We start from the raw sequence: 2,475 nt of genomic DNA, 5'->3' as shown, positions 1-2,475 counted from the left end.
CCATTATCTACTGTCCATTTTTAATTGCAAACTGCTTATTTCTCCCGTTTCATAAGTTGCTCGGTAAAGTTACGCAGGTCTAACTTACGATCTTCGCTAACCGATAGCGCATCTAATGCTTGAAATCCTTGATTAAAATAGTTGTTCATTTTATCTCGTGTCTGTTCAGAGATATTGAGTGTATGATAAACTTCTTTTACTGCCTGTACCTTTTGTTCACTTTCAAAGCCTTCTTGTTCCAACCAATGGGTTAGCGTGTCAGCTTCGGCGTTCGTTGCCTGTTCTAATGCTCTAATCAATAAGAATGTTTTTTTATTGGCGATTATATCCCCCCCTACTTGCTTACCAAATTTTCCTTGGTCAGCGTATACATCTAACCAGTCATCCATCAGTTGAAATCCTACCCCAATTTTTTCTCCAAATTCATATAATTGTTGCTGGTCTTTTTTACTTGCCCCCGCTAATATGGCTCCTAATTGAAGACTGAACCCTAACAAGACCGCCGTTTTTTGCCGAATCATCGCCAGATAGTCTTCTTCGCTCACTCGCTCCACTGATTCGTAATTCATATCCCACTGCTGCCCTTCACAAACTTCAGCCGCACACTGGTTGAATGCCCGTAGAACCGCCGGAAGAAATTCAGCCGAAACTTTCAGAAACATGTCGTAAGCACATACGAGCATTACATCGCCGGATAGAATTGCTACATTTGAATTCCACTGAGTATGCACTGTTGGCTTGCCCCGCCGCAGGGGGGCTTGGTCCATAATATCGTCGTGCATTAAGGTGAAGTTATGAAACACTTCTACTGCCATTGCCGGAACCAACACCTCATCATCCGGCTCGTCGTCATGAAAAAGTTGGTACGCCAGTAGTACCAGCATTGGACGAAGACGCTTACCTCCTAGAGAAAGAATATAGCGAATAGGATCATAGAGCTCAGGAGGTGACTGCCCAAAAGTATAGTCTGATAAACGTTGATTAATCTGCTCCCGGTAGTTACTTAAAGGTAGTGGCATATACTGTTTTCAAAGCGAATTCTTTGTTGGACAAAGATACGTAAGCACTTCGGTTTTTACAGACACAAAAAATAATTTCAAAATTCTGATGACATTTGTTTACTTTCGTTGAACTAATGGTATAAATGAGCAAACTTATTCTTTAAATAACCAAACTCTACTTTGCTACTATGAGACGTCTTACTTCACTACTTTCTTGCTGCTTGTTAATTGTGTTACTTGGTGCTTGCCAGGAGGAAGACAATGCTTTTGACGCACCATCTTTTCCTGGTAACTTCGAGAAGCCGATTGATATACCAAAGTTTAATCCTGAATTTCCCGATTCGCCGCTCGAGACCACTGGGCAGTCTATTCCACTTAACGATCATGTAAGCTTCCACCTACCTCGCTTTCCCCGTCCGAAGCCCTGCCCGGTACTGGCTGGCTGTAACCTACCTAATCCGGCGTTTATTCTTTCGGTAGTAAAAGGGGGTAGCATTCGAGCCGCTGATTTGGAGCTTTACGCCGACAATGGGCAGTTGTATGCTTCAAGTAGCAAAGAGTTCGGAGGAAGTACTGTCTATGGAAAAGGAAGTGCCTTAGTTTCCTTAGGAGTTATAGACGATCAGGTATCATCTAAGAATTTATCGTTGCGCGTACGAATAGCTTATGAAGTAGGCGGCAAAAGATACAGTGAAGAAATTTTTAAGGAAAGCGTTCCAGTACATTCAACTAAATACGAAGAAGCTGGCTCAGTAATGTTCCGTTTTCCTCGTTTTCCCCGCCCTAAACCCTGCCCAGTATTAGCCGGCTGTAGCATTCCTAATCCGGAGTTACATACAATCGTTCCCAAAGGAAGAATTCTAGAGATGACCGCCCAACTTTATACTGAAAATGAAGAGCTATACGCTTGCGCTGGTAAAGAATGTGGGTCAATAATAGAATACGAAGATGAAGAAGCATTAGCCACCTTTACCGTAGTAAACCCAGAAATAGAGGCAGAAAACCTTATATTAGCTCTTCAGATTACTTATGAAGTTGAGGGAAAAGTTATTTCTGAAAAAATTTATAGTGAAAATGTTCCTCTTAGTATGGAATAACATTTTGAGGTGTCGCTTTATCGCTTATATCACTGCATACTTGCTAGCAAGTATGCAGTGTTTTTTATGTTTAGCCCAATCCAAAGATAGTACTGATATCAGAACCCAAGCTATTGAAGAGGCTATATTCTCGGTATACGAAAACTACTTTTACAGCCAGCCCGATAGTGCGCTTAAGGCACTAAAAGAAATTGCCTATAAGGCAGAGAGTCAGCAGCTTTGGGATGCTCAGATAACTGCTTTATTACAAGCCGCTTGGTGTGCTGAGTACCATACCCAACTAGATACTCTTCTGCATTATCTGAACCGGACGGAACAACTGTTGCGTCAACACGCCGAAGCGCTAGATACTCTTGACCCGTCCGGCACACTTAGCC

The 2,475-nt window shown here is 42.3% G+C and carries 3 protein-coding genes; 2 read left to right on the top strand and 1 reads right to left on the bottom strand.

Features of this window, described 5'->3' with window-relative positions; all coding sequences use genetic code 11:
- Positions 1–35 precede the first annotated feature (35 nt).
- Positions 36–1,019, bottom strand: a complete 984-nt coding sequence (locus WBA23_RS23555) for a polyprenyl synthetase family protein (RefSeq protein ID WP_424584725.1) — start codon at positions 1,017–1,019, stop codon at positions 36–38.
- A gap of 170 nt (positions 1,020–1,189) precedes the next feature.
- Between WBA23_RS23555 and WBA23_RS23550 the strand changes: the two genes are divergently transcribed.
- Positions 1,190–2,098 (top strand): hypothetical protein, encoded by a 909-nt coding sequence (locus tag WBA23_RS23550; RefSeq protein WP_424584724.1) that lies wholly within the window; start codon positions 1,190–1,192, stop codon positions 2,096–2,098.
- A 52-nt stretch (positions 2,099–2,150) separates the two neighbouring features.
- Positions 2,151–2,475 (top strand): hypothetical protein (locus WBA23_RS23545; RefSeq protein WP_424584723.1); only part of this gene is annotated, 325 nt, incomplete at its 3' end.

Source organism: Tunicatimonas sp., assembly GCF_049647865.1.
Lineage (GTDB): Bacteria > Bacteroidota > Bacteroidia > Cytophagales > Cyclobacteriaceae > Tunicatimonas.
Note: the sequence above shows the minus strand (reverse complement) of the source record. Positions and strands in the feature narration are given on the sequence as shown.

What these genes read in the sequence shown, in the direction of transcription:
- WBA23_RS23555 (WP_424584725.1), bottom strand. Translation starts at nt 1,019, where the DNA reads ATGCCACTACCTTTAAGTAACTACCGGGAGCAGATTAATCAACGTTTA.
- WBA23_RS23550 (WP_424584724.1), top strand. Translation starts at nt 1,190, where the DNA reads ATGAGACGTCTTACTTCACTACTTTCTTGCTGCTTGTTAATTGTGTTA.